Genomic DNA, 20,544 nt, shown 5'->3' on the forward strand with positions numbered 1-20,544 from the left:
ATCGAATGATCTCGGCCTCGCCATACGAGCACGTTACTTGTTTTACACCGATCAGTGCAATACGAGATTGCCGGTCCACAGCAGCGCGCTCGTGGTCACCTCCTGTTCTTCATCCTGGGGGCCCTTTTCATCCTCATCGGATTGAGCGTCGACGCGAGCGCCGGCCTTCTCGCGGGCCGGCTGGGTGACTTCGTCCGCGGCCGCTCGTCCGTTCAGCGGTGGCTGCACTGCTTGTCGGGCACTGTTGGCGCACCGGGATGGTCGCCTTCGGCCCGCATGAGCTTCCGGTCACCTGGTGGCGGGCGATCTCCTGGAGCCCTACCTGCCGGCCGCAGGTGAGGGCGAGCCCGCCGCTGTTCAAAGGGGGCGTGGCCGGGTGTGGTGCAAGCAGCGGTAGAAGTAGGACGCTGGTCGCTCAGGCAGCGACCAGCACCCACTGCTGCTCACCACCGCCGTGGCAACCCCACTGGTAGAGGCTGGTCCACGCCTGGTGAACGCGGACGTCCAGGCATCGCACACTCGCCTCGTTGCGGAACTCCCACCAGCCGCCGCCGTCCCAGCGCAGCCGCCAGGTCTGGTTCGCGCCGTCGTGGCAGGTCCAGGTGAGCGCGGCAGCCGCGTCGTAGTTCGCCCAGCCGCCGATCTCCAGGCAGAGGTTGGTGCCCTGCCGCTTGATCCGGTACAGGCCGGCGGTGCCGCTGATGGGGCTGGCGGTCCAGGTCTGGGTGCCGGCCATCCAGCCACCGCAGAAATCCAACAGCACCACGCTGCCGTTGGCCTGGCCGGTGCCCGAGGTGGGGTGGGCTGGAGCCTTCACGCACAGGCCGGTCGCGGCCTTGGGGCGGACGGTGAAGGACGCGGGGATTGCCGGGGCCGCGGACGCGGGCGGCGCGGTGGAGCCGAAGACGGCGAACGCGGCCAGGATGGGCAGCGACAGCCGGGCGAGGGTGCGGCGGAATGGCATGAATCCTCCAGATCTCGTGATGAGCCTCTCCCTGGCGGCGATCGCCATGGGGGCCTGCGACACAGCATCGGGCGGGATGTCCTGACGGGGATGAGTAAAACGGTGCCTATTCCGGCAGCGACGGTTACTTACCGGGAACCGCTTGTGTCCGCCGAGCCCGTCAGCAAACTGGGCGTATGGCGAGCACATGGCCGTTTGCCGGCCGTTCCGGAGACATCCAGGCAGCCGGGACTCATCTGGGCGACCCGGCCAGCGCGGGAGTGCTCATCGCGGGCCCCATGGGCGCGGGCAAGACCCGCCTGATGGCCGAGCTGCTGCGGCAGCACCATTCCCGCGCCGCCTTCGTGGCGAGGGCCGGCGCCTGCGCGGCCGCCGCGGCACTGCCGTTCGGCGCTCTGGCCCACCTGATCCCGCCTGAGGTCCCGCCTTCCGCCGAGGCCAATCTGATCGGCTGGGCGGCGCGCATCCTGCTGCGCGCCGCCGGCCGCCGCCGCCTGCTGCTGGCGGTCGACGACGCCCACCTGCTCGACTCCGCCTCCGCCGCTCTGATCCAGCACCTGGTCTCCTTGCACGCCGCGCGGCTGCTGGCCACGCTCCGCGAGGGCGAGGCCGTACCGTCCGCGATCACTGGGCTGTGGACGCGGGGCCTGCTGCGGCGGCTCGACCTCGGCCCCCTGCCCCAGGAAGCGGTCCACGAGATCCTGGAGGCGGCGCTCGGCGGGCAGGTGGACACCGCCGCGAGCAGTCGGCTCCACCGACTCGCTGCCGGTAACCCGCTGTACCTGCGCGAACTGGTCGAGGCCGGCGCCCTCGCCAAGGCGAACGGCGTCTGGCGCTGGATCGGACGCCTCCCTCCTGCCGTTCGGCTGGGGGAGCTGGTCGAAGCCAGGATCGGGGCCCTCACCTCGGACGAGCAGGCAGTCGTGGAGCTGGTCGCGCTCGGCGAACCGCTCGGCGCCGAGCTCGTGGCCGGCCTCGTCAGCGCAGAGGCGCTCGAGTCCGCAGAGGCCAAAGGGCTCGTCGAGGCCGGCCACGACGGGCGGCGCGTGCTCGTTCGCCTCGCCCACCCCCTCTACGGCGAGGTGGTCCGTGCCCGCTTGCCCGCCCTGCGCCGTCGCCGCCGCCTACGCGAGCTGGCCGACGCCACCGAGAGGTACGGCACGCGCCGCGGTCAGGACGTCCTGCAGGTGGCCGCCTGGCGGCTGGACAGCGGCGGCGGACACGACGCGCGGACCCTGGTGACCGCCTGCCGGCTGGCCCAGGCGGCACACGAGGTGGAGCTCGCCATCCGGTTCGGCCAGGCCGCCCTCGACGCCGGCGCCGGCGCCGAGGCCGCCGCGCCGCTCGCCCGGGGGCTCATCATGGCGGGGCGGGCCGAGGAGGCAGCCCACGCGCTCGCCTCCGTCGCGGAACCATCCGGCGACGAGCTGCTCCGTGCCCGGGTCGCCCAGCTGCGGCTGATGACCGTGAACTTCGGGCTGGACCGTCCCGACGAGGCGGACCGGATGTTCGCACCGGCGCTGGCGGGCATCTCCGACGTCGAGCTACGGGCCGAGGTCATCGGGCAGCAGACCTACAACCTGGCCATGCGCGGATCCTGCACGCAGGCCATGGAGCTGCTGCGACTGACCGAGTCAACACCGGCAGGCCCGAGGCCCCCAGGCCCGGCGCCCCATTCCTCCGGACTGGGCGAGGTGCTCCTCCTGGAGGCCAAGGCCACCGCGCTGGGACAGCTGGGGCGCTGCGCTGAGGCGGTCGAGGCCTGCCGCCGCCTGCTGGACGCGACGGACCTGTGGCGTGCCGACGCGCCCGAGCTCATGCTCACCCTCACCTACACCCGGCACCTGGCTCGGGTACTCGACGGTGACCTGGCGTCCGAGGAGATCGGAGCCGCGCTGGCGCAGGCGGCGGAGGCCGACGGCTGGGGGGTGGCACACGCCGTGCTCACCGCCTGCCTGGCGCAGCTGCACCGCCTGTCGGGCAAGGTCAAGACGGCCAGGCGTCTGGCGCACGAGGCGTACGCCAGGCTGGCGGCCACGCCGTACGCCATCCTCTGCCTCGGCGAAGTCGCCCATGCCGCCGCTCTGAGCGGCGAGCCCGAGGCGGCGAGGGCGGCGCTGGAGTCCCCGGCTGCGGCCTCGCTCGGCTTGATGGGGTTGTGGCGGGAGCCGGCCCGCGCCTGGCTGGCGGCCCTGGAGGGCGGCCCGGCCGCCGATCTCGCCGCGGAACTGGCGGCTGAGGCCCGCGGCCGCGGCCTCCTGGGCCTGGAGATGGTGACGTTGCACGACGTGGTACGGCTGGCGCCGCCCGGCTCGCCCCCGGTGGTGGCGGCTGCGGCCCGGCTGGCCGAGGTGGCCGCGCGGCACAGCGGCCGGCTGGCCCCGATCGCCGCCGAGCACGCGCACGCCAGCGCGGCTACCGACGGTCCCGCCTTGGTCGCGGTGGGGGAACGATTCGCCGGTCTCGGCCTGCTCCTGCACGCGGCGGAGGCCATGGCCCAGGCCGGGCGGGTTCTGGCGGCCAAGCCGGTGGAGGCACGGGCGTGGGCGCTGGCCGCCCGCTGCGAGGCGGCAGGCACGCCCGCCCTGGCCGGCCTGCGGGCGCCGGGCCTCACCGACCGGGAGCGGGACATCGCCCTGCTGGCGGCCTCGGGCCTGCGCAACAAGGAGATCGCTGAACGCCTGTCGGTGTCACCGCGCACGGTCGCCAATCATCTGCAGTCGGCCTATGCAAAGCTGGGCATCGGCCGCCGGACGGAGATCGCCGCAGCGCTCGACCTGACAGGCTAGGTGTAGGGGCCCGCAGCGTTGTCGACACGGCGGATCGGAGGGTCGCCTCCTCTGCGGTACGGCAGCTGGGGAGGATGTCCAGCAGCGTCGTTGCCACGTCAGCGCGGGTCGTGCCGGTGGGCTTGGGAAGCAGAGCAGGGCTGACGCGGGTGCCGCCGGTGGCGGGTCCGTCGAGGAGCCGGTTGAGGCGAACGATCGTCCAATCCAAGTCGCTCGCGCGGACGATTTCCTCCATGCGCCGTTGGTCGGCATAGGGTTGGGCGAGCAGAAGTCGCAGGATCGCGATCGGCACTCTGGGTTCGACGGCGACGAGCGGGTAGGGACAGCTTTCCCGTTGAGCTACAACTGACGCAGCAGCTGCATGGCGTCCTTCTCGATGCGCGAAAGATCGTGGAGGATGACGCCGGCCTGCTCGAGGTGCCCCGCGTCGCCGCTCTCTCCAGCCTTCGCGATCAAGGTGGACACGTCCGTCCACAGGACGGCGGCCTCGGCGTACAGCCTGTGACCGGCGCGGAGGTTGCCGTCGTCGATCAGCCGGGTGCACTCGTCGAGGAAGTCGCGATAGAGGGCGCGAAACAGGGCACCGCCGGTGCCGCCCTTCTCCATGAGAAGGGCGGCCTGCGGCAGGTCCTGCTGCGGCTCTTCGGCGCGTAGCAGCCATCTGGGCACCTGCTTGCCGGCTTTCTCGATGCCGCGGTGGCCCAGGTTCGCGATGGGAGCGGCGAGGAAGGCGTCGGCGCAGTCTTTGATGGCGGGGATGATCTGGTCCTGCCAGGAAAGCGGGTGAGCCGGCAGGGTGATGGTGAAGGATCGGTTCCTGGCGGTCATCGGGCCTCGTTCGGCCCGCGCCATGGCGAGGCTGGCCCGGCTGGTGCGCACCGCTCCTCCCTGCTGGTCGGTGTCCACAAGGTAGACGTCGTGCTCGTCGTAGCCGTACATGGCGACGACATGACCGCCGAAGTGCACCTTGGAGCGGAAATAGTCCAGGTGGTAGCAGTCGAGCTGGAGGCCGACCGGCCGACCGGCGTCGATGGGGGCGGCCACGTTCTCCCACGCCTTGCGCGGTGAGGTGGTCTCTTCGGCCGTTAACGTCAGCCCCAGCCTGGCGGCCAGGTTCCTGGTGAGGTCGAAAGGCTTGACGCGGCCTCCGAGAAAGGGGAACGCCATGCCCTTGCTGTCCCAATAGATGAAGGACAGGCCCGAGCCCAGCCCGAACAACATGGGCTCGGACAGATCAAGTCCCTCATGCCGCAACAGCACCCCCAACGCCGTCGTCTCGCAGTGGTGCATGCCGCGGGCCTCGATGTCCTTCACGATGGTCATGCGTCGCTCTCCTCATGCTGCCGCGGCGAACGGTCACACCGTCCCCGTCACTGATGCCTTCATGATCAACCACTGGGGCCGCTGGGAGTAGCATGAGGCCTCCCACAGTGGGAGAGTCCAGCCGAGACCGGACTCACCCTCGACACTCTGGCAAACCCATGACCACGCTGGTCGGCACCTTTGGTGCCATGATTCGGTCGACGCCGTCGAGGGCGACCGACGGGGATCGCGCCGGCTGACGCTGAGTAGCCCTACTACTTCGGCAGACATCACCGGCACGGGATGAACGTGCAGGTCCTGGGCGATCCGGTAGGCCGACTGATATGGACCTCGCCCGCACTGCCCGGGGCCACATCAGGCTGGCGTCTGAGCCATTCGTGCGTAACAGGTCGATCTTGGGGCTGTTCGACCCGATCGGTGGCTCCTACGTTCTGGTGCCATGCCAGTTGAGTTCTTAAGCGCGACTTTTCGTTCGGATGCTCGCCAACCCCCGATCATCCCACTGACCACTCCCGAGGCGTGGCCCATCTCTGCCGTATTCCGGCGGCACCCGTACATCGTGGGCACGCTGATCTGACGCCCACGCCCGCGGCGGTGGCGAAGTCTTGCGATACTCTGTTCAACAGAGTATGTTGGCGATCGTGCCGAGAAGATCATCAGAAGTGAGCGAGCCGATGTACTTCGTGCTCACCGCGCTGCTCGACGGTCCGCTGCACGGCCACGCGATCCTCAAGCGGATCGGCGAGCTGTCGGCAGGCCGGGTCCGGCCGACGGTCGGCACCCTCTACGCCATCCTCGAACGCCTCGCCGCCCGCGGGGTGCTCGCCGTCGACCATGAGGAGACGGTCAACGGCCGGGTCCGCCGCTACTTCCGGATCACCGACGAAGGGACGGCGATCGTCAGGAGCGAGGCCAGGCGCATGAACGAGGCGGCGGCCCTGGTCCTCAACCGCGAGGCCCTCGCGTGACGCGGCTCGAGCGGCGTTACCGCAGGTTCCTCCTGGCCTATCCCGCGGGCTACCGCAAGGCGCACGGCGACGAGCTCATCGACATCCTGCTCGACACGGCCGAGCCAGGGCGGCGTACGCCCGAGATCAGGGAGGCCCTGGGGCTGCTGATGGGCGGGCTGCGCACCCGCGTCGAGCACGCGGCGGCAGGGCCCGCCTGGCGCGACGGCCTGCACCTGGGGGTCGCCGCGCTGACCGTCGCCAACCTGGCCGCGTTACTCCCCTTCGTCACCGCGATCCCGCTGTGGACCGCCCTGTCCGCCCTCACCGTGCTGGCCGTCCTGCGGGGGCGGGTACGGCTGGCGCTCCCTCTCCTGCTTCTCACCGGAGCGAAGGCCACGGCGATCGCGTCAGGGGTGCCCCTGTTCGACCACGTGCTGATGCCCATCACGTCGGGCCCGCGGTCGGTCGATGGGCTGTTCGCCACCACCGGCCCCCAGGTCGTCGCCCTGTCCTACGCGCTCGCCTTCGCCGGGTCGCTCGTGCTGGCGGCGGGCGCCCACCCGCTGAAGGCGCGCTCCTGGTGGTGGCTCGCGGTCGCGCCCGCAATCTGCGTGGGTCCCGCCCTGATGGGTGAGTCGGCTTTCCCTGTCGGCGTGGTCCGGGCAGTCATCGAGCTGGGGCTGCTGGCAGTGGCGGTCTGCGCGGCCCGCATGGCGAGAGACCCGCGCTGGGGCGTGGCGGCGCTGGTCTACCTGCTCTCGGTCACCGTCGCGATTGCCGAGCACGGGCCGTACCTCACCGTGCGGCATCTGGCCTACTGGGCCCTGCTCGCCCTTCCCGCCGTCACCGCGCTCTTGGTGGCGCGCGAGCACCGCAGAACCGCCCTGCGCTGATCCCTCGGCGCGTCATTTCATTGGAGACCTCATGAGAGCGTTCGTCACGGCGGCCCTGGCGCTTGCCGTACTGACCGGGTGCGCCACCGACGCGCCCGAGCCTGCCGCTCCGAGCGCCACCGGCGCGGGACAGGAGGCGAAGTGGAAGATGGAACGGTTCAAGGCCGACTGCATGAAGCAGAAGGGCTTCAAGTACACCCCGTTCGTCATGTCCGGGCCCAAGGAGACGGAGGCGCAGAAGAAGATGGCGACCGGTGACTACGCCGCGGCCAAGGAGGTCAGGACGAAGTACGGCTACCGGATCTTCGCCCAGTTCGTCTACCCCGACGACTCCGCCTCGGGCGCGCTGGTCATCGAGGAGTACGGGCAGAACCCCAACCCCGGGGCCCGCCTGAACGAGACGCAGTCCAACGCCTACAAGACGGCGGAGAACGCCTGCATGGCCAAGGCATTCAAGGCGGTTCTGAACAAGGACGTGAAGAACCGGAGGGACGTGTTCAAGATGCACTTCGACCTCAAGAAGCAGCTCACCACCCGGCGGCTCGACGGCGACGCCGAACTGGTGCGCCTGGCCGCGACGTTCGGCGACTGCCTCAAGGGCAAGGGCTACGCGATCACCTCGCTCAAGCCGAGCGACCTGGCCGGCAGAGGAGAGAAGGCCATGGTGGCGCAGGTCGACAAGATAGGGAAGGAACAGGGAAAGTTCTGGCCGGACATCACGGCCGCGCAGGCCAGACCGTACCTCGCCAAGGAGATCAAGGACGCCCTCGACGACCTCGAGTGCGGCAAGGAGTTCTACGCGCGCTACTCACCCATGAGCACGGCCGTGGACCAGGAGGTGGAGGCGCAACTCCCGTTGTGAGCCTGTTTCACTTCACCGCACGACAGGCCGCCGCTGAGCCCTCCCCCTTCGCCCGCAGGCTGCACGGCGCAGATGACATTATCGGTAGGCGCAGTCTCATGAACACCGACGACGGCGGGACACAGGCAGACAGCCGATACTGCCTCGATCGGGCCGCTCGTTGTCGCCGCCTCGACGGCCGCGCTGACCGTGGCACGTCTGGCGGAGTGATTGGCCACCGGCGATCAGCCGCCGCGCGTCGAGGTGGTCATCGCGATCGCATGAGGCGGTGGTGCTGTACTCCGCTGCCACACGTCACCACAGCCGGCCGTGTACCCCGGTCATCCGATGGCTCTTGGCACGTTGGTGAGAAGAGGACGCCCGCGAGGCTCGCGCTCAGGTCCCGTCAAGCCCGTGCGGAGTACGATCTTGGTCGATCGGGTGTTCCGCACGGGCTTCGCCGTCATGGCAGCCGCTCCGAGCACGGTCACCAGCGCCTGTGGTTCACAGCCGCCGGGCCGTACTTCCTCGGAGGGAGCGTTACTCGCTCACCACATGGTCGTGGTCGTGGTCGTCACCGCCGCCGCCGGTGCCGGGAGTGGTGGAGCCGGGGGTTCCGCCTCCGGGCAGTTCCTTGCTGTAGGCGTAGACCACCGCGGCGGTGGCGACGGCGCCGGAGTTGATCGCCAGGGCCTCGTCGTTGATGTTGGCGATGGTGTCGCACTCCTGGTGGTAGCACTTGTCGTAGGCCACCCCTGCCTGGCCGCCGAACTTCGCGGCCTCGGCCTCGGTCTTGATGCCTTCGGCGCCGGTGAACAGGCCGCCGGCCGGGATGCCGACCTCGATGAAGGGGCCGTAGTCGGAGCGGCCGGTGAAGTCGGTGCCGACGAACGGCTTGCCGATCGTGGTGTAGTACTTCTCGAAGAGCTTCTCGATCTTGTCCGAACCGGGCGGGCCGGCCGGGGCGCCGACACCGTCGGAGTTGTCGCCGTCGTAGATGCCGAAGGTGTAGTTCGGCGACGCGATCATGTCGAAGTTGAGGTACAGCTTGATCTTGGCCTTCTCCTCGGCGGAGAGGTTGGCCACGTAGTGTTCGGAGCCGAGAAGGCCGAGCTCCTCGGCGCCCCAGAAGTAGAAGCGGAGCTTGTTCTTGGTGGGCAGCGGGGCCAGCCTCAGCGCGGTCTCCAGGATCGCCGCGCTGCCGGAGCCGTTGTCGTTGATGCCGGGGCCGGCGACCACGCTGTCGAGGTGCGCGCCGAGGGCGACGACCTTGTTGGGGTCGCCGGAGCGGTGCTCGGCGATGATGTTGCGGGTCTTGCGGTGCAGGTCGCTTTCCGTCCTGGTCTTGACCTGGGCGACGGTTCCTGCCGCGGCGAGTTCGTTACCCGCGGCGAAGGTCGTTCCCACGACCGGGATGGTGAAGGGGATGCCGGCGGTGCCGTTCAGCAACCCGTCGCGGCCGGGCTGGCCCTCATTGAAGATGATCACCGCGCTGGCGCCCGCGGCCTGTGCGTTCTCCGCCTTGACCTGGAAGGTGCAGGTGCCGCGCTGCATCAGGGCGATGTTGCCCGCGGTGAACCCGGCGAAGTCGCTCGCCTCGCATCCGGAGGTGGAGCTCGGCGCAGGCGTCGGCGGCAGGACCAGGTCCACACCCTGCACGGTGCCGGTGACATCGCCCGAGCCGGAGTACGTCATGGTCGCGAAGTCCGTCGCGGGGATGTAAGTCTTGGGAGCGGGAGAGGTCCTTGCCAGGGCCGGCTTCTCTAACTCGCGGAAGAATGGGAACTCGAACTCCTGGAGCGTGACCTGGTAACCGGCCTTGCGGAGCCTGCCGGCGACGTAGTCCACCGACTGGTCGAAGCCCGGGGTGCCCGAAGCGCGGGTGCCGCCGTTGGCGTCGGCGATCTCCTGCAGTTTCTCCAGGTGCCGCTTCACCATGGGTGCGGTGATGCTCTTGCTGAGCGCCGCGGGGTCGGGGTCCGCGCTGGCCGGGGCGGCCGAGACGAGGGGAAGAGTGATGGCCGAGACCGCGGTGACGGCGGCCAGCACACTCCGGTACGCGCGTTTGCGCATGCGAAACTCCTGTATCACCAGTAGAGCCGGACAACCCCCGTAATCGCGATAAATGGAACATAGTGGTACTAATGCGATCTTGAAAGGCCCGCTTCGGATTCGTTATCGAGCGGAGTCAATTCGTTCGCCATGGGCGGCGAAGGGGCCGAAGGGTCGACCAGGGCAATGTCGACGCTGTCGGGACGCTTGGTCGGAGGGTTCCCTTCGTGTTCTTCGCACGTTCCACAAACCCACGTGAAGATCAACCGACCGTGTGAACCTGCTGCCGATCACAGGCGTCCCAACAGCACCAACCGACCAACTTGGAGATGCCATGTCTTACCCACAGGACCCCTACGGTCAGCAGCCGCCTCATGGCCAGCAGCGGTACGGGTATGGCCCTCCGCAGCGGCCGCCCGGATACGGCTACCAGCCGCCCACTCAGCCGCCACCGCCGCAGCGCAACATCGGCGTGATCGTGCTGTTGGCCGTCGGCCTGCCGCTGCTGCTGTTAGCGGGCTGCGCCGCTGTGGTCATCACCATCGGCGGCAACGTCGATCAGGTCGTGACCACAGCAGATGAGCCGAACGCCCGAGTGAATCTGAACACCCCCAGCCAGCCGCCGACCGTAGCCACGCAAGCCGCTCCCGAGACGGGTGCAACCGATCCGGCCGGCGCCCCGAGCTCTTCGGCGCAGAGCCGAGCCGCGGCGGCCAGGGTCGGCGAGGCCATCACTCTGGCGGGCAACGACCCGGGGCTGCAGGTGGCGGTCACCGTCAACCAGGTGTTCGCAGCCGCCACCTCGGCCAACGCCTATATGAAGCCGAAGACGGGCTACCGCTACGTCGGCGTCCAGGTGACGCTGAACTCGACGGGTCAGGCCGTGTACAGCGATGCGCCCTCCAATGGTGCCGTCCTCATCGACAGCGAAGGTCAGCAGTACAGGTCGACGATCGGCCAGATCAGCGAGGGCCAGTCCTTCGAGGGATCGGTGTCGATGAATCCTGGCGACAGTCGCAAGGGCGTGATCGTGTTCGAGGTGCCTGAGAAGGCGGTGCTGACGAGGTTCCAGTTTGGGCTGAACAGCGGCTTTGCCACTGAAAAGGGCGAATGGCTGCTCAACTGAGCGCTGGCTGCCTACACCGACTTCTAGCAGTAGGGACCGGTGACGTCGCGCAGGTCGACGTAGTGTCGATCGCGAGGGAGTCGCATGTGCTGGTGGAGAGGGCTGGATCGAGACGGAGTGGATTCCGCACCCCGAGCTGCCGGTTGACCGCGATATCGCCTTTGCCGAGACAGTGTCGATGTTGCTCCAGGAGAAGCTGGGGTCGCAGCCGTACCAGCTGGGCGTCCTGGCCGCGTAACGCCCTGGCATGGTCGGGTCGAAGCCGAGGATCTGCTCGAAAAGCTAGCGGAGCACGTGCTGGCGTTGGCGGGCGGGGTTTCCAGGCGTCGATGGCTGGCATGATCGACAACCGCGAGGGGCTCAGGCCGGCAGGCCCGTCGATGGCCGGACGCGCGTGTGGGTGGCAGGGGGGACGTCGGTGCTGCTGGGTGACCCCGACACCGGCATCTGGGTTGATCGCATCGAGGTGGCCGGGACTACCGACGACTGGGACGACGCGGGCGTCCGTTGCATGGACGTCGGCGTCGTAGGCGGCCGGCCGGTCGCGGTAACCGGCGCGAACGACGGCATAGTGTGTTTGTGGGACCTGCAGGAGCGCCGCCTTGTCGGGGATCCGATCATCGACCACCAGGGCGAGGTCTTCGCCGTTCACCTCACCGAAATCGGCGACCGCGCCGTCGCGCTCACGGCCGGACGGGACTGCCGGATGCGCGTCTGGGATCTCGGCCGGCGATGAAATCGCCGCATAGGGGGGTGATCTTCTGGAACCCTTCCCAGACGGCCGACCCGTCCCCATGCTCACTGAGACCTCGGGACTCGGGTTTCGTGGACATGACCAGTCGGCCACGGCCAGGCTGACGACGCGAGGGCGACATGGCATCGTCTGTACCATTCCAAACAGGCCCGAGTCCGATGTCAGCGCAGGAGGGCGCGGTCGTCAGTCGATCAACGCCCGCTCCCGGTAGTCGATCGAGCGCAGGAGGGTGTCGGGGACGACGAGGTCGGCGCGGGCGCGGGTGGTGGCGACGAGGTCGGCGTTCCGCTGGTCGGTGCCCAGCACCCACGCCACGGCCGCGTCATGATCCTTGCCGAACCGCTCGTGGCGGGCCACGAGGCGGCGCACGCGCTCGTCCGAGCCGAGATCGCAGTACCAGACCTCGTGCAGCCGGGGCCGCACGCGCGCCCAGTCGCCCTGGTCGAGCAGCAGGTAGTTGCCCTCGGTGACGACCAGCCTGGCCGACCGCTCGACCGGGATGCTCCCGGCGATCGGCTGCTCCAGGTCGCGTTCGAACGCGGGCGCGTAGACCACGTCGTCCTCGTCCTGCCGGAGGCGCCCGAGCAGCGCCGCGTAGCCGGCGGCGTCGAAGGTGTCAGGCGCTCCCTTGCGATCGCGCCGCCCGAGCCGGTCGAGTTCGACGTCCGCCAGGTGGAAGCCGTCCATCGGCACGTACGCCACCCATTCCACCGGCGGCAGGCCGACGGGCGGCGTCCGTCGCAGCAGCGCGACCAGGTTCTCGGCGAGCGTGGTCTTGCCGGAACCGGGTTCGCCCGCTATCCCCAGCAGGGCGCGGTGACCGCCACGGACAAGGGAGCGGGCCCGGTCCGCCAGTTCGTCGAGGGTCGTCATCGTGATCGGCTCGTGTGGAGGTGGTCGGTGATGAAGGCGTGGGCATGACGTGCCAGATCCTCGCCGTCGGACCACAGGTTGCGCCAGATGGCCAGATCGTTGGAGAGACCCCGCATGACGACCGCCGAGGAGAAGGACTCGAAGGTGATCGGCCCGCGGTAGTCGATGTCGGCCAGCGCGTGGAAGAAGGAGGTGAAGTCCAGGTGCCCGGAGCCGAGGTATCCACGATGGTTCTCGCCGATGTGAACGTAGCCGAGCCGGTCTCCGACCTCGTGCACGGGCCGTACGAGATCGTCCTCCTCGATGTTCATGTGGTAGGTGTCGAGGTGGATGAGCACGTTGTCCTCGCCGATGTCGTCGGCGAGGACGAGCGCGTCGCGTGCGGTGTTGATGACGTTGGTCTCGTAGCGGTTGCAGATCTCCAGGCCGAGCGTCATGACTTGCCGCTGGGCCTCCTGGGCCAGCCCGCGCAGGACCGACACCACGTTGCGGCGCCCGGTGGTGGTGAGCGGGTGGTCGTACTTGCCCAGGGCGCTGTAGAGGGCGCCGGTGAAGTGGGTGCCCCCGAGCGCGCCGGTCACGGCGAGAGAATCGTGCAGCAGCTTTTCGCCGCGCTCCACCACGGACGGATCGTCGCTGGAGACGTCGGCGTCGAAGGCGAGACCTCGCGAGCACGCCACGCCGAGGTCGGCGGCGCGCAGGGCGTCGCGCGCGGCGCCGACGTCGAGGTTCGCCGAGTCGTGCAGGGAGATCTCGAGCAGGTCGAACCCGGTGGCCTTGGTCTTCTCGATCGCGGACGCCAGCGAGGACGGACTCGTGTCGCCGGCCCACACCAGGGCGTGCACGCCGATCGGGTTGGTCTGGATGTCAGTGGTCATGAGATGGGTGCTTTCTCGTGTTCCTTGGGGTCGTGTTCATTGGCCGGCGGCGCCGGTGACGAGGGCGACGATCTCCTCGCCGGTCGTCTCGGACGTACGGCGCCCGCCGACGCAGCGGCCGGCACGCATGACCCACACCTGGTCGCTGAGCCGCATGACCTGGACGAAGTTGTGGCTGATGAGCAGGACGGAGTGCCCCTCCTCGCGCATCCTGGAGATGAGTTCCTCGACGCGGGCGGTCTCCTGGACGCCGAGGGCCGCGGTGGGCTCGTCCATGATGACGAGCTTGGAGCTGAAACCCGCGGCGCGGCAGATGGCGACGGCCTGGCGCTGGCCGCCGGAGAGCCGCCGGACACGTGAGCGCACCGCGGGCACGTTGACCGCCAGCGTGGAGACCATCTCCCTTGAGCGGGACTGCATGGCCCGCCGGTCGAGGAGGGCGAAGGGGCCCAGTCGGCGGACGATCTCGCGGTTGAGGAAGAGGTTCTGCCACACCGTGAGGTCCTCGACGAGGGCCAGGTTCTGGTGGACGGTCTCGATGCCTGCCTCCCGAGCGTCCTCGGGGGAGTCGAAGTCGATCTCGTCGCCGTCGAAGACGATGCGTCCGCTCTGCGGCCGGTGGATCCCGGCGACGCAGCGCACCAGCGTGGACTTGCCCGCGCCGTTGTCGCCGACGAGGGCGGTGATCTCGCCCCGTCTCAGCGTCAGCGAGACCTCGACGAGGGCGCGGACGTTGCCGAAGGACAGGGAGACGTTCTCGCAGCGCAGCAGTGTGTCGCCGGTCGAGGTGTCGGGCTCGGGCTGGACGGTCATCGCTGGAACCTCGTCAGGAGTGCGGCCAGCACCACGACGATGCCGACGGCCAGGGGTTGGTAGAACTGCGAGACGCCGAGCAGGGTCAGGCCGTTGACCAGCGCCACCAGCAGCAGGGCGCCGATGACGGGGCCGATGATGGTTCCCCGCCCGCCGAAGAGGCTGACGCCGCCGAGCACGACCGCGGCCACGGAGTTGAGCAGGAAGGAGGTGTTGGCGGCGGGCTCGGCGGCACCGATGCGCGCGACCAGGAGGATCGCCCCGAGACCCGCGAGCGTGCCGCTGATCGTGTAGACGGCGATCTTGATGCGTTCGGTACTGATCCCCATGGCGGTCGCGGACTCCGGCGCCCCGCCGGTGGCCAGCAGGTGGGTGCCGAACCGGGTGTGGAAGAGCGTCACGTGCGCCACCAGCGCGACCACGACCGCGATGACGAACGACCAGCCGAAGATTCCGAGGCCGCCGGTCGACAGGCCCAGCAGAACCGGGTCGATGATCGTCACGGGCTTGCCGTCGGCCAGGATGAGCGCGAGTCCCGAGGCCGCCGACAGCGTTCCGAGCGTCACGATGAAGTCGGTGATCCTGCCCCGGGCGATGATCACCCCGTTGGCCACACCGACCAGGGCCGCGGCGACGATCCCCAGCAGGCACGACAGCGGCAGCCCCCACCCCGCCGCGAAGGCCTGGCCGAAGGCGACCGCGCCCAGCGTCATGGTGGAGGCGATCGACAGGTCGATGCCCGCCGTGGCGATGACGAAGGTCTGGCCCACCGCCAGGATGATCAGGATCGCCGCGGCGACCAGCATCGAGGCGATGTTTCCCGCGCTCAGGAACGTCGGGTTCAGCACCTGGAAGACGATCACGAGGACGACCAGCCCGACGAGGGCCGCCCACTCGGCCCAGAAGCCCAGATCCTTCAGCCGGGCTGACCAGGCTTCTCGATCGCGTGCCGCGAGCGTTGCGTTTGCCATGTCTGTCCCTTCGTCGCGGTGCGCCCGGCATGCGCCGGCGGCTCGCCGCGACGGTGGTAGCTGCTACTGGATGAGGGCCTTGAACGGGTCGTCGTAGGTCCCGAACGGCTTGGGCGTGGATGCCAGCGCCTGGTCGGCGTTGTCCTTGGTGATCATCTCGACCGGTGCCTTCACGTTGGGCGGGAGCGTCTTGCCCGCCGCGGCGGCCTGGCATGCCTCGACGCCCATGTGGCCGATCGCGTACGGGTACTGGGAGACGGTGCCGTCGAGCGTGCCGGCCTTGACCGCTTCCAGCGCGTCCTTGTTGCCGTCGACGCTGATGACCTTCACCTTGCCCGTCTTGCCGCTGTTGGCGATGGCACGTGCCACCCCGAGTCCCATGTCGTCGTTGGCGACGAAGAACCCGACCAGGTCCGGGTTCGCTCGCATGACGTCGGTCGCGGCGGTGAGCGCGGTCTGACGCTCCCAGTTGGCCGCGACGGTCTGGACGACCTTGAGGTTGGGGCCGATGCCCTGCTGGAATCCCTCCACCCTGGCGCCGCTGGTGACGTCGCCCGCGATGCCGCCGATCACCGCGACGTCGCCACCCGAGGGCAGCAGTTCGGTCATCCGCCGGCCGGCCATCTTGCCCGCCTCGACGTTGTCGGTGCCGATGTAGGTGGCCAGCTTGACGTTGGCGCTCTTGGCCGCGGCCGGGTCGACGGGGCTGTCGATGTTGACGACGGTCTTGTTCAGCGCGGAGAGCCTGGCGAGGCCCTGGATGAGGTTGGTACCGGAGATCGGATTGACCACGTAGCAGGAGAAGTCCTGCCCCGCGAGACCGTTGAGCTTGTCGGCCTGGCCCGTGGTGTCGGTGATGGAGTTGGCCGCCTGGACCGTGACCGGCACGCCGCCCGCGCGGGCCTGGTCGTCGATGCCCTGCTTCATGGCCTGGAAGAACGGGTTGTCCAGCCCCTTGATCACAGCGGCGATCCTTGGTTGACCGGCCGGGCCGCTGCCCGCGGCCGCCTCGACGCGGGTGCCGGAGCCGGCCGGCTCGCCGGAAGCGCATGCTCCCAGCACGAGCGCCTGCAGGGCCACCACCGCGCCCACTGCCGCAGCGCGCCGATTCTTGCTGTTCATGTGCATCAGATGCCCCTTTCAGCGTCGATGGAACGACCGTAAGGTTCGCTTCTGAAATATGACAACCCATCTTTTGTCGTTAAAAATCGAAAGTTTCTTGACTTACGCCCACTGTCTGGCATATCTATAGTGGTCGAGTGGACATAAACAGTGTCGTCACCCCACGGATGGGAGTCAGTGCGGGCGAGATCCTCGGCCTGTTCCGCGGCGTGTCCGACGGCCTCACGAAGGCGGACGTGATGCGCAGGACCGGCCTCTCACGTACCACGGTCAACCAGCGGCTCGACGGGTTGCTCGCCGCGGGGCTGCTGATCCCCGCGCCCGAGGACGCGCGTACCCGCGGCCGGCCCGCGGGCCAGTTCGTCGTCAACCACGACCGCGGGGTGCTGCTGGTGGCCGACATCGGCGCCACCGGCCTGCGCACCGCGCTGTGCGACCTGAGCGGGCGGGTGCGGTCCGAGCGCGAGGCCTCCGCCGACGTGACGGCGGGCCCGCAGACCATCCTCGGCATCGTCGACGAGCTGTTCACCGAGATTCTCGAGGAAGAACATCAGCGGCCGAGTGCGGTGCTCGGCGTGGGGATCGACGTGCCCGGGCCTGTCGACTTCGCCAGCGGACGGGTGGTCAGCCCGCCGATCATGACGGGATGGGACCGCTTCGACATCCCGGGCTGGTTCGCCTCCCGATACGACTGTCCCGTCCTGGTCGACAAGGACGTCAACGCGATGGCCTTCGGCGAGCAGCGCCTGCGATACCCGGACGTCCCGCACCTGTTGATGGTCAAGGTCGGCACGGGGGTCGGCACCGGCCTCGTCGCCGGGGGCCAGGTGCACCGCGGCGCCGACGGTGCGGCCGGCGACGTCGGCCACACCCAGGTGACCGTCGAGGACACGGCGGAACCCCCTGTCTGCCGGTGCGGGAACGCCGGCTGCGTGGAGGCGTACGCCGGCGGGTGGGCCCTCGTGCGGGACCTCCGGGAGGCGGGGCGCGAGGTGGTCACCGTGGACGACGCCGTCCGCCTGATCCGCGGCGGCGACCCGGTCGCGGTACGGCTCGCCCGGCGCGCGGCCCGCATCCTCGGCGGCGCTATCGCCGACACGGTCAACCTGTTCAACCCCCGCGTCATCGCGATCGGCGGTCAGCTGGCCCACACCGACGAGCTGCTCTTCGCCGGGATCCGGGAGATCGTCTACCGGCGTTCCCTGCCGCTGGCGACCCGCAACCTGCAGATCGTCCGCAGCGACCTGGACCCGCATGCGGGGATCCTCGGGCTCGCGCAGCTTCTCGTGGACGGCATCTACGCTCCCCAGCGGATCCAGGAACTCGTCGATGGCGCGGTGGTGTAGGAGCGAGCCGCCACAGCCGACCGGATCACCACCCGACCCACCGACCGGTACGCCCAGCCGTTCGAGGCCGCCACCGGCGCCGGCCCGCACCAGTGGCGCCGCCAGCCAGCCGGCAACCGTCAGTCAGCAACCGGCCAGGTCACTGACGCTCAGCGCCCGCTGGCAAGCGCGCGTGCTGGCCTCCAGAGTGCAGGGCGAGCATGGACACTTCGGCGATACCCGCGGGTTGCATGACGTCCGGGCATGGCTCGCCTTCGGGAACGGTCGGCCTGATACAGCACTCGCGCGATCAGGGAAAGGACCGGCCACGAGAGGCGAGCTTCCCGTACTCAGCCTTCCGGATGCAGCACGCGCTTGAGGAACGAGCGGGTGCGTTCGTGCTTGGGGTCGCCGATCACCTGGGCGGGCGGGCCGTCCTCGACGATGACGCCGCCGTCCATGAACACCACCCGGTCGGCCACCTCGCGGGCGAAGCCCATCTCGTGCGTGACCACGAGCATGGTCATGCCCTCCTCCGCCAGCTTGCGCATGACGGCGAGCACGTCGCCGACCAGCTCGGGGTCGAGCGCGGAGGTGGGCTCGTCGAACAGCATCAGGTCGGGGTCCATGGCCAGCGCCCTGGCGATGGCCACCCGCTGCTGCTGCCCACCGGAGAGCTGGGCGGGGTAGGCGTCGCACTTTTCTGAGACGCCGACCTTGTTCAGGTTGTCCCTGGCGACGATCTCGGCCTCTTTGCTGCTCCGCTTCAGTACCCGACGCTGCGAGATCATGACGTTCTGCAGCGCGGTCATGTGGGGGAACAGGTTGAACTGCTGGAACACCATCCCGATGCGGCGCCTGACCGAGTCGATGTCCACGTCGGGGTCGGTGATCTCGATTCCCTCGACGTGCACGGTGCCCTTGGTCGGCTGCTCCAGCAGGTTCACGCAGCGCAGCAACGTGGACTTGCCCGAGCCCGAGGGGCCGACGACGCAGACGACCTGGCCCGGTTCGACCGTGACGTCGATGCCCTTGAGCACCTCGTTCGCGCCGAAGTACTTGTGCAGCCCTTTGATCTCGATGGCGGGCGTCATCGGCCACTCCCCTTACGCTTCTCCAGCCGGGCTGCAAGATAGCCGAGCGGGACGGTGACGATCAGGTACGTCAGTCCCGAGACCATGATGGGCGTGGCGTTGGCGTACTGGGAAGCCAGATCGTTGCCGAACTTGGCCAGCTCGACGTACTGCCCTGAGACTCCGAGGAAGAGCACCAGTGAGGAGTCCTTGAGCAGACTGACGAACTGGTTCGTGGTAGGCGGGATCACGATCCTGATCGCCTGGGGGATCACCACGGTGAACTGCGCCCTGGCCGCCGACATGCCCAGCGACCTGGCCGCCTCGGTCTGTCCCTTCGGTACGGCCTGCAGCCCGGCACGGAAGACCTCGGCCTGGTAGGCCGCGCCGACGAGGCCGAGCCCCAGGATGCCCTGGCCGTAGGTGCCGCCGGGCACCTCGAAGCCGGGCAGCGCCAGGGGCAGGAAGGTGATCAACAGGAAGATCAGGAGGGCCGGTAGGCCACGGAAGATCTCGATGTATACGGTCGCGATCCACCGGTAGGGACGCACCGGTGAGATTCGCATGAGAGCGAAGATCAGCCCAAGCACGAAGGCGAGGACGAAGCCGCCGATCGTGTAGATGAGCGTGTTCCGCAGCGCGATCGTGAACAGCTCAGGCAGCGCCTTGTCGGCCACGTCGCCCTTGGCGAAGTTCTGGGCAAGGCTCGTCCAGTCCACATACAGGACCAGCGCGACAAGGGCGACACCCAGCACGATGTACTGGGTGCCACGAACGATCTTCTGTTTCTTACGAGGGCTGAGCCGGGCACGGCCCGGCGCAGCCGCCACAGGCTGATCCGGCATGGGCTAGCCCAGCTCGCCGGGCTTTTTGCCGAACCACTTCATGAAGATCTGGTCGTAGGTGCCATCGGCCTTGGCCTGGGTGATCGTGTCGTTGATCGTCTTGAGCAGGACCGGGTCGGCGCCCTTCTTGAGGCCGATGCCGTACTGCTCGCCGGTGTCGAGGCTGGCCACCAGCTCGAACTTGGCGGCGATCTCCGGCTTCTTCAGCCAGGTGAGGACCACGGGCAGGTCCTGGATGATCACGTCGGCCTGCCCGGACTGCAGAGCCAGCAGTTCCTTGGGCGAGTCGGCGTACTCGGTCGGGTCGAACCCGTTCTTCTTGACGTAGTCGAGGCCGGTGGTGCTGGCCTGCGCGCCCAGTTTGAGACCCTTGGCCTTGACGTCCTCCAGGGACTTGGCGCCGGTGCCCTTCTTGGCCATCAGCGCCTGCGTGGCGTCGAAGTACGGCACGGAGAAGTCGATGTTCTGCTTGCGCTCGTCGGTGATCGTCATACCGGCGGCGGCCACGTCACACTTCTTCGCGGCCATGGCGGCGCCGCTCTTGATCACCGCGAAGTCGATGTCGACGATCTCCTGCGTCACCCCGAGCTTCTTGGCTGCCAGATCGACGATGTCGACATCGAAGCCGACGATCTTGCCGCTCGCGTCCTTGAACTGGAACGGCTCGTAAGGGATGTTCGTGCAAGTCGTGAGCTTGCCCGGGTTGACGAGCTGCGCGCCGGCCGCGCCCGCGCCGCCAGGGCTGGCGGTCGCGGTGGTGGCGCCGTCTCCTGAGCCGCCGCAGGCGGACAGACCCAGGATGGCGGTCAAGGCGAGCACGCTGATGGTGTCCCTGCGGCGGCTTTTTGACCAGAGGGCCATGTCAGGCCTCCTCGAAGAGGTATGTCATGAATGTTGCATTTTGTGAATCCTAGTTCGCCGCGTGCGACGATCCGTCCACAGAGCGCGTTCA

At 68.8% G+C, this 20,544-nt stretch carries 19 protein-coding genes and 2 pseudogenes; 8 read left to right on the forward strand and 13 right to left on the reverse strand.

The window, feature by feature from the left end:
- Positions 1 to 51: 51 nt before the first annotated feature.
- Together H4W81_RS46870 and H4W81_RS09115 are read right to left on the reverse strand one after the other, a co-directional pair.
- Positions 52 to 228, reverse strand: a complete 177-nt coding sequence (locus H4W81_RS46870) for a hypothetical protein (RefSeq protein WP_225958519.1) — start codon at positions 226 to 228, stop codon at positions 52 to 54.
- A gap of 187 nt (positions 229 to 415) precedes the next feature.
- Positions 416 to 964: an RICIN domain-containing protein gene (locus tag H4W81_RS09115; RefSeq protein ID WP_192774395.1), complete on the reverse strand. Its 549-nt coding sequence runs from the start codon at positions 962 to 964 to the stop codon at positions 416 to 418.
- Positions 965 to 1,140: 176 nt separating this feature from the next.
- On the opposite strand from H4W81_RS09115, the gene H4W81_RS48415 reads away from it, so the two are divergent.
- Positions 1,141 to 3,753: a LuxR C-terminal-related transcriptional regulator gene (locus H4W81_RS48415; RefSeq protein ID WP_192774396.1), complete on the forward strand. Its 2,613-nt coding sequence runs from the start codon at positions 1,141 to 1,143 to the stop codon at positions 3,751 to 3,753.
- An 82-nt stretch (positions 3,754 to 3,835) separates the two neighbouring features.
- Here the strand turns inward: H4W81_RS48415 and H4W81_RS49955 are convergent.
- Positions 3,836 to 4,045 (reverse strand): annotated as a pseudogene (locus H4W81_RS49955) (NAD(P)H-binding protein); the annotation flags it as partial.
- 47 nt (positions 4,046 to 4,092) lie between these two features.
- Entirely contained in the window at positions 4,093 to 5,076 is a 984-nt protein-coding gene (locus tag H4W81_RS09130; RefSeq protein WP_192774397.1) for a BtrH N-terminal domain-containing protein, read from the reverse strand.
- 249 nt (positions 5,077 to 5,325) lie between these two features.
- Between H4W81_RS09130 and H4W81_RS09135 the strand changes: the two are divergent.
- From H4W81_RS09135 to H4W81_RS09150, 4 genes and pseudogenes are all read left to right on the forward strand, one after another.
- Positions 5,326 to 5,427 (forward strand): annotated as a pseudogene (locus H4W81_RS09135) (IS5/IS1182 family transposase); the annotation flags it as partial.
- A gap of 311 nt (positions 5,428 to 5,738) precedes the next feature.
- On the forward strand, positions 5,739 to 6,044 hold the full coding sequence (locus tag H4W81_RS09140) for a PadR family transcriptional regulator (RefSeq protein WP_312895326.1): 306 nt from the start codon (positions 5,739 to 5,741) through the stop codon (positions 6,042 to 6,044).
- Positions 6,041 to 6,919, forward strand: a complete 879-nt coding sequence (locus H4W81_RS09145; protein ID WP_192774398.1) for a hypothetical protein — start codon at positions 6,041 to 6,043, stop codon at positions 6,917 to 6,919. Before H4W81_RS09140 ends, H4W81_RS09145 begins: the two co-directional genes overlap by 4 nt.
- Positions 6,920 to 6,950: 31 nt before the next feature.
- Positions 6,951 to 7,781: a hypothetical protein gene (locus tag H4W81_RS09150; RefSeq protein WP_192774399.1), complete on the forward strand. Its 831-nt coding sequence runs from the start codon at positions 6,951 to 6,953 to the stop codon at positions 7,779 to 7,781.
- Between the two features lie 519 nt (positions 7,782 to 8,300).
- Here the strand turns inward: H4W81_RS09150 and H4W81_RS09155 are convergent.
- The gene (locus tag H4W81_RS09155) at positions 8,301 to 9,833 is read right to left on the reverse strand and encodes a M28 family metallopeptidase (protein ID WP_192774400.1); all 1,533 of its coding nucleotides are present in this window, start codon (positions 9,831 to 9,833) and stop codon (positions 8,301 to 8,303) included.
- A gap of 313 nt (positions 9,834 to 10,146) precedes the next feature.
- Here H4W81_RS09155 and H4W81_RS09160 point away from each other — a divergent pair, with 313 nt between their 5' ends.
- Together H4W81_RS09160 and H4W81_RS09165 are read left to right on the forward strand one after the other, a co-directional pair.
- Entirely contained in the window at positions 10,147 to 10,938 is a 792-nt protein-coding gene (locus tag H4W81_RS09160; RefSeq protein WP_192774401.1) for a DUF4352 domain-containing protein, read from the forward strand.
- Positions 10,939 to 11,356: 418 nt separating this feature from the next.
- Positions 11,357 to 11,674, forward strand: a complete 318-nt coding sequence (locus H4W81_RS09165) for a hypothetical protein (RefSeq protein WP_192774402.1) — start codon at positions 11,357 to 11,359, stop codon at positions 11,672 to 11,674.
- A gap of 201 nt (positions 11,675 to 11,875) precedes the next feature.
- Here the strand turns inward: H4W81_RS09165 and H4W81_RS09170 are convergent, their stop codons facing one another.
- The 5 genes from H4W81_RS09170 to H4W81_RS09190 form a co-directional block, all read right to left on the reverse strand.
- The gene (locus H4W81_RS09170) at positions 11,876 to 12,565 is read right to left on the reverse strand and encodes a nucleoside/nucleotide kinase family protein (protein ID WP_192774403.1); all 690 of its coding nucleotides are present in this window, start codon (positions 12,563 to 12,565) and stop codon (positions 11,876 to 11,878) included.
- Positions 12,562 to 13,443, reverse strand: coding sequence for a sugar phosphate isomerase/epimerase family protein (locus H4W81_RS09175; protein WP_192774404.1), 882 nt, complete (start codon positions 13,441 to 13,443; stop codon positions 12,562 to 12,564). Before H4W81_RS09175 ends, H4W81_RS09170 begins: the two co-directional genes overlap by 4 nt.
- 36 nt (positions 13,444 to 13,479) lie before the next feature.
- Positions 13,480 to 14,256 carry an ATP-binding cassette domain-containing protein gene (locus H4W81_RS09180; RefSeq protein WP_192774405.1) on the reverse strand — a complete coding sequence of 259 codons (777 nt, stop codon included), beginning with the start codon at positions 14,254 to 14,256 and terminating at the stop codon, positions 13,480 to 13,482.
- A complete protein-coding gene (locus tag H4W81_RS09185; RefSeq protein WP_192774406.1) occupies positions 14,253 to 15,227 on the reverse strand; it encodes an ABC transporter permease in 975 nt (324 codons plus the stop codon). The genes H4W81_RS09180 and H4W81_RS09185 overlap by 4 nt, the downstream gene beginning before the upstream one ends.
- A gap of 63 nt (positions 15,228 to 15,290) precedes the next feature.
- The gene (locus tag H4W81_RS09190) at positions 15,291 to 16,349 is read right to left on the reverse strand and encodes a sugar ABC transporter substrate-binding protein (RefSeq protein WP_192774407.1); all 1,059 of its coding nucleotides are present in this window, start codon (positions 16,347 to 16,349) and stop codon (positions 15,291 to 15,293) included.
- 137 nt (positions 16,350 to 16,486) lie between these two features.
- On the opposite strand from H4W81_RS09190, the gene H4W81_RS09195 reads away from it, so the two are divergent.
- Positions 16,487 to 17,695 (forward strand): ROK family protein, encoded by a 1,209-nt coding sequence (locus tag H4W81_RS09195; protein ID WP_192774408.1) that lies wholly within the window; start codon positions 16,487 to 16,489, stop codon positions 17,693 to 17,695.
- 329 nt (positions 17,696 to 18,024) lie between these two features.
- Here the strand turns inward: H4W81_RS09195 and H4W81_RS09200 are convergent, their stop codons facing one another.
- From H4W81_RS09200 to H4W81_RS09210, 3 genes are all read right to left on the reverse strand, one after another.
- Entirely contained in the window at positions 18,025 to 18,768 is a 744-nt protein-coding gene (locus H4W81_RS09200; RefSeq protein WP_192774409.1) for an amino acid ABC transporter ATP-binding protein, read from the reverse strand.
- On the reverse strand, positions 18,765 to 19,502 hold the full coding sequence (locus H4W81_RS09205; protein ID WP_318781624.1) for an amino acid ABC transporter permease: 738 nt from the start codon (positions 19,500 to 19,502) through the stop codon (positions 18,765 to 18,767). Before H4W81_RS09205 ends, H4W81_RS09200 begins: the two co-directional genes overlap by 4 nt.
- 93 nt (positions 19,503 to 19,595) lie before the next feature.
- Positions 19,596 to 20,453 (reverse strand): ABC transporter substrate-binding protein, encoded by an 858-nt coding sequence (locus tag H4W81_RS09210; RefSeq protein WP_192774411.1) that lies wholly within the window; start codon positions 20,451 to 20,453, stop codon positions 19,596 to 19,598.
- Positions 20,454 to 20,544: the final 91 nt, after the last annotated feature.

It is taken from the genome of Nonomuraea africana, from assembly GCF_014873535.1.
Taxonomy (GTDB): domain Bacteria; phylum Actinomycetota; class Actinomycetes; order Streptosporangiales; family Streptosporangiaceae; genus Nonomuraea; species Nonomuraea africana.